The sequence below is a fragment of the Clostridium sp. genome (assembly GCF_051654825.1).
Lineage (GTDB): Bacteria > Bacillota > Clostridia > Clostridiales > Clostridiaceae > Clostridium.
In genome coordinates, this window is record NZ_JBOFYU010000084.1 from 1 (window position 1) to 5,742 (window position 5,742).

Here is a 5,742-nt window from a genome sequence, read left to right on the forward strand (position 1 = left end):
TTTACTCCCAACTTGTCTTACTAAAAACATATTTAAATCTTTTAAGTAAAAATCTTTTTTAGCACTAATTACTGATAGTACAAAACTTGCTAATGAGAAAAATAATAAGAATGTACCAACTACAATAGTACTTGTAAAAATATAAATATATATTAATCCATCACTTATACCAAAATATATAAGACCTACGTAAGAAACTAAAATCATAACTATTGATACTACAAATACTATAAATTTAACCTTTTGATTCTTTAGTTTTATAATCTCATTTTTCTTACTTCCATAAATTAAATCTAATAAACTAAGTCTAGATATAGACACTATGTTAAAGATTATAACTATAATAAATATAATCGAGAAAAATAGCATAGTCTTTAAGGTTGCCTCTACAGAAAATACAAACGTGTAGTTAAGTATTTCTGCATTAAATAATGATGAAATCAATACTGAAAAACCTTGAGATAGTACTATTCCTAGTATTAATCCACTTATTAATGAGAATAATCCCACCACTAAGGTTTCCATTAAAAACATATTAGATATCTTCCAGTTGCTCATTCCTAAGGTTTTATAGATACCTAACTCTTTTTTTCTTCTTTTTACTAAAAATTGATTGGCATATAGTATCAAGAACCCTAAGATAAAAGATACGAATAGAGAGACTACTTCTAGTCCTATCATAGCTTCTTCCATTATAAATTGTTGAGTCATTGATAAGTCCAATATAAACTGCTGAGCCTCTATAGAGTTAAAAATATAAAAGAAACTTACTCCTAATGTTAATGTTAGGAAATATATAATATAATCTCTAAAGCTCCTTTTTACATTTCTGATTGATAATTTATGTAACATTTTTATATTCCTCCTTACTTCCTTGCTTTATTATATTGTCATTATAAATCCTTAGAATTACTATTCGATTATATTTATCTTACAATTACATAACAAATCTTTCTTATACTGTTTTTTAGATCTATTCATAAAATAAAAAACGCAATATACAATACCTATTTAAGGTATATATATTGCGTATAATTTGTATTCACTTTTTAATTAGCTTCTTTATTATTTTTATCTAACTTACCTAATATTTTCATAAACCCATATACAATACCAGTAACTATAAAAATACCACTCATTCCAAAAGCCATTAATCTTAATCCTTCACCTATCATAATCACTACTCCTATCCTAATAAACTAAGAATCAATCCACCTGCTATTACTGATGCTATTTGCCCTGATACGTTTGCACTTACTGAGTATAATAATACAAAGTTTTGTGGGTCTTCTTTTGTAGCCATTTTTTGTACTACTCTTGCTGACATTGGAAATGCAGATATTCCTGCAGCCCCTACCATTGGGTTTATTTTTTCTGTTCTAAATAAATTTATAAATTTAACAAACAATACTCCACCTATTGTGTCAAATATAAATGCTACAAGTCCCATACCCATTATTAGTAATGTAGATGCTGTTAAAAATTGTTCTGCTTTCATTGTTGATGCTATTGCAATTCCTAGTAACACTGTACATATATTTACTAATTCATTTTGTACAGATTTTGATAATCCATCTACTACTCCTGATTCTTTCATTAGGTTTCCAAACATTAAAAATCCTATTAATGCTATTGATTGAGGTGCTATAAGTCCTGCTATTATTGTAACTATTATAGGGAATAATATCTTAGTTCTTTTTGATACTTGATCTGCTTTATATTGCATTCTTATTAATCTTTCTTTTTTAGTTGTTACTAATTTTATTGCAAATGGTTGTATAATTGGCACTAATGCCATATATGAATATGCCGCTACTGAGATAGGTCCAAGTAAGTTAGGTGCAAGTTGAGATGATACAAATATGGATGTTGGTCCATCTGCTGCTCCTATTATACCTATAGATGCTGCTTCTTTTATATCAAATCCAAATAATAATGCAACTATAATAGTGAAAAATATTCCAAACTGTGCTGCTGCCCCTAGAAATATCATAAATGGTTGTTGTAAAAGTGGTCCAAAATCAATCATAGCTCCAATACCAATAAAAATTAGTAATGGAAATAATTCAGTTGCTATACCTTTTTCAAATAATAAATCTAATATCCCTTCAATAGGAGTACCTTGTACAACCTGGGTAACCGCTCCTGATAAAGGCAAGTTTACCATTATTACCGCAAATCCCATAGGTAATAATAATGTTGGTTCAAAACCTTTGTTAATAGCTAAGTAAATCAATAGTCCACCTATCAAAATCATAACAATTGCTTTTGGAGTAATACTCATAATACCAGATAGTAATATTTCCATTTATTCTCTCTCCTCCAATAAATTAATCTATTCTTAATATATTTAATTTATATATATATATTAATTTACCTTTAAAAGTATATATTTATCTTTGTTAATTTTTCTTAATATAAATTTCCATTTTACACATAATAATAATTAGAATATTAAACTGAGGTGATATAATGAATAATTTATTTTCTGAAGATTTTAAAAAAGTACTTTTAGACGAGATACCAGCATTTAGAGAGTTTGGACATAAGTTTTTAAATGGTGAAGTTTCTAAGATGGATTTTAAAAAAGTATCTGGTGGCTTTGGTATTTATGCTCAAAGAGATCAAAAATCATTTATGATAAGACTTAGAGTATCTTGTGGAGTTTTCTCTAGAGAACAATTACACAAAGTATACGAAGTAGCTAAAAAATATAACGTAGATAAAGTCCATTTAACTACAAGACAAGCTGTTCAGCTTCATGATTTATCTATTGATGCTGTTTGCGATATTATGGAAGAGTGTATACATAAAGATATATTTACAAGAGGTGGAGGCGGTAACTTCCCAAGAAACGTAGCTATATCTCCATTATCTGGCGTTGATATAGAAGACAAATTTGATGTAGTTCCTTATGCACTAGCTTGTGACAATCATTTTATTAAAAATAGCTATACATACAAACTTCCAAGAAAATTAAAGGTTTCTGTTGCTAGTAATGATAAGGACTGTTCTCATTGTACAGTTCAAGATTTAGGGTTTGTAGCTGTAAAAGATGGCATTAAGGAATGTTTTAGAGTATTCTTTGGTGGTGGTATGGGACGTAATCCTAAGATAGGTATCGAACTTGGAGAAACTATAGAAGCAAAGGATATATTATATCATATAGATGCTATGGTCTTAATGTTTAAAACTAATGGTAACTACGAAAATAAAAACAAAGCTCGTGTTAGATATATGATTGATACACTTGGCGAAGATGGATTTAGATCTGAATATAAAAAAGCTTTAGAAGAAGTTAAGGCTAAAGGTGGACTTGGATTAACTATTCTTCCTATAGATTATGAAAAAAACGGATGCGAAATAGATATAGACCACCCTAGATTATTTAAGCAAAAACAACAAGGATTATATTCAGTTTATGTACATCCAATAGGTGGACAATTTAATTTATGTGATTACAAGACTTTATTAGATGCACTAGACGAAATGGAAAATATTCATGTTAGAAGTTGTATGACTGAAGGATTCTATATCTTAAATTTAAATGGTGCTGAGGCTAAAAAAGTAATAGAATTAACTAGTAGCTTTAGTGCTGAAACTAAACTAGAACAAAGTGTTGCTTGTATAGGTGTACCTATATGTCAAATGGGAATCCTTAGAAGTCAGCATTTACTAGAGGACATTATAAAATACTTCAAAGACAATAATTATTCAAAGGATGTTTTACCAAGTGTTCATATAGCTGGTTGTGGAAATTCTTGTGGTGTTCCACAAATAGGAGCAATCGGATTCTCTGGTAAAATGAAAAGAGTAAATGATGTTTCTTCTCCTGTATATGAAACAAGTCTAGGTGGAGATGTTGGTGTTGGATGCTCTAAGTTTGGTAAGGTTTATGGTGATATAAAAGAAGATGATGTGAAGGTGTTTTTATTAGAACTAGCTAAGGAAGTTGAATCTTCTGGGTTATGTTTTGATGAGTTTATAGATAAGCAACAAGATAAATTAAATGATGTAATAGGAAAGTATCTTGTATAGTTGGTAAATAAAGCCCGTGTAGAGATGGATTATATATGTCTTCCTTCCGCCCTTTGGGAAAGTCGGTGCGACCTATATAATCCATCTCTACACTTATGATATTTACAGAAAAAACTTCACAGTCTCTATTAGCTCTTATATTTTATTTTAATATCTCTTACTTTATTTATATCTATTTTAGTTAACTTTGATATCATTTCTTCATTAAGACCTTCACTAAGCATATTTAATACTATTTCTATTTTTTTTTTGACTCTAATATTTCAATAGCTGAATCTGCTAACTAATCTTGTACCGTATTATTATTCACATAGATTCTATATAAAACTAATTTACCTAATTAGAACTAGATAAATCTATATCAATAGATTCTTGATCTATTTGTTCATCTGTTTCAACATTTATAACTACTGGTGTAAGTTTAATTTTTTTACTATTTCTAAATATATTTCTATATTGTACTACCACATTACAAGTATTTTTTTCTTCATCATAAGTAGGTGTCATACTCTGCATTTGATACACTTGACCTTTTTCATTCTCTAACTTAATTTCAATATCATACTTATCATCTATAGAGTAACCATCTAAGTCAGTAGTAAAGTTAACTTTTGCATATATTGGTGATACGTTTAAATTATTAATATTAAGTTGCTTATTCACTCCATCAATATTAATTTTAATATTCTTATCTATTTTATAAGTATCGTAATTAACTGTCGCCTTGACTAAATCTTCACCTTTTATAGGTATATCTACACCCCAATCACTCCATACAGCTCCTGCATAGCCGACTTTCTCATCCTCTAACATTTCAGCTGATATATGTATTTGCTTTGTATTTAATTTTATATTATAAATTTTATCTTTATCTATAGTGTAAGGAAATTCATTGTCTCCAACTTCATCAATACCTAATACTCCTTCTATTTCATTTAACGGAATTATTGATACAATACTGGTTACTGAATTTGAATCACTCGATTTTTTATCAAAATCGACTTGTCCTGATTGTGTTATTCCACGTTTTTCTCCATCTACATAAGCCTCTATATTTCCAAGACTTATAAACTTTTCTCTATTTCCCCATTTATTAACATTCCAGTCTTTTTGCTGTTTCTCTGTAAAATCTTTAAACACATCAAATTTACTATCATCTATATCCATTTCTATTATCAAATTGCCATCATCTATCATTAAGTTTTTATAGTTTATCTTTATATTTTTACTTTCTACACTTTTATTTATTTCATATTTATAATTTACTATTTCATCATTTTTTAGCTCTAAAACTCTTTGAAGACTAAACCATATCTTCTCTACATTAGCCCATACAGTTTCATTACTTACTACTCCACCTAATATAGCTACTAAAGATGCCGCTGCTATAGCTTTTTTATATCCTTTATTTTTTGATTTCACAGAATTTCTAAAATTCCTTTTATATTTTTGTTTTTCTATTTCATTAGTTTCCATTTCTATATATTCAATTCCATTGGCATCTATATCATTTAACAGTTCGTATATATCTTTCATATTAAATTACCTCCAATCTATATTTTTTTAACTTCTTTTTACCTCTATATATTTTGTTATCTACACTAGCTTTTGTAACACACAACTTTTTTGCTATTTCTTCAGAATTTATTCCTAAGAAAAATTTCATAATAAATATATCTTTATCTACTGGACCAAGTAAACTAA

Annotated in this window: 6 protein-coding genes; 1 reads left to right on the forward strand and 5 read right to left on the reverse strand. The window is 28.2% G+C overall.

What is annotated here, in order from left to right; genetic code table 11:
• The 3 genes from ACRDBA_RS04965 to ACRDBA_RS04975 all read right to left on the reverse strand — a co-directional run.
• A partial coding sequence (locus tag ACRDBA_RS04965) for an FtsX-like permease family protein (protein WP_438571816.1) occupies positions 1-852 on the reverse strand: 852 nt, incomplete at its 3' end.
• A gap of 197 nt (positions 853-1,049) precedes the next feature.
• On the reverse strand, positions 1,050-1,175 hold the full coding sequence (locus ACRDBA_RS04970) for an OadG-related small transporter subunit (protein ID WP_438571817.1): 126 nt from the start codon (positions 1,173-1,175) through the stop codon (positions 1,050-1,052).
• Between the two features lie 11 nt (positions 1,176-1,186).
• Positions 1,187-2,308 carry a sodium ion-translocating decarboxylase subunit beta gene (locus ACRDBA_RS04975; protein WP_438571818.1) on the reverse strand — a complete coding sequence of 374 codons (1,122 nt, stop codon included), beginning with the start codon at positions 2,306-2,308 and terminating at the stop codon, positions 1,187-1,189.
• A 164-nt stretch (positions 2,309-2,472) separates the two neighbouring features.
• Here ACRDBA_RS04975 and ACRDBA_RS04980 point away from each other — a divergent pair, with 164 nt between their 5' ends.
• Positions 2,473-4,038 carry a nitrite/sulfite reductase gene (locus ACRDBA_RS04980; protein WP_438571819.1) on the forward strand — a complete coding sequence of 522 codons (1,566 nt, stop codon included), beginning with the start codon at positions 2,473-2,475 and terminating at the stop codon, positions 4,036-4,038.
• Between the two features lie 336 nt (positions 4,039-4,374).
• Here the strand turns inward: ACRDBA_RS04980 and ACRDBA_RS04985 are convergent, their stop codons facing one another.
• Positions 4,375-5,574, reverse strand: coding sequence for a DUF4179 domain-containing protein (locus tag ACRDBA_RS04985; RefSeq protein ID WP_438571820.1), 1,200 nt, complete (start codon positions 5,572-5,574; stop codon positions 4,375-4,377).
• 1 nt (position 5,575) lies between these two features.
• Positions 5,576-5,742: sigma factor-like helix-turn-helix DNA-binding protein (locus tag ACRDBA_RS04990; protein WP_438571821.1), on the reverse strand; the 167-nt coding region annotated here is incomplete at its 5' end.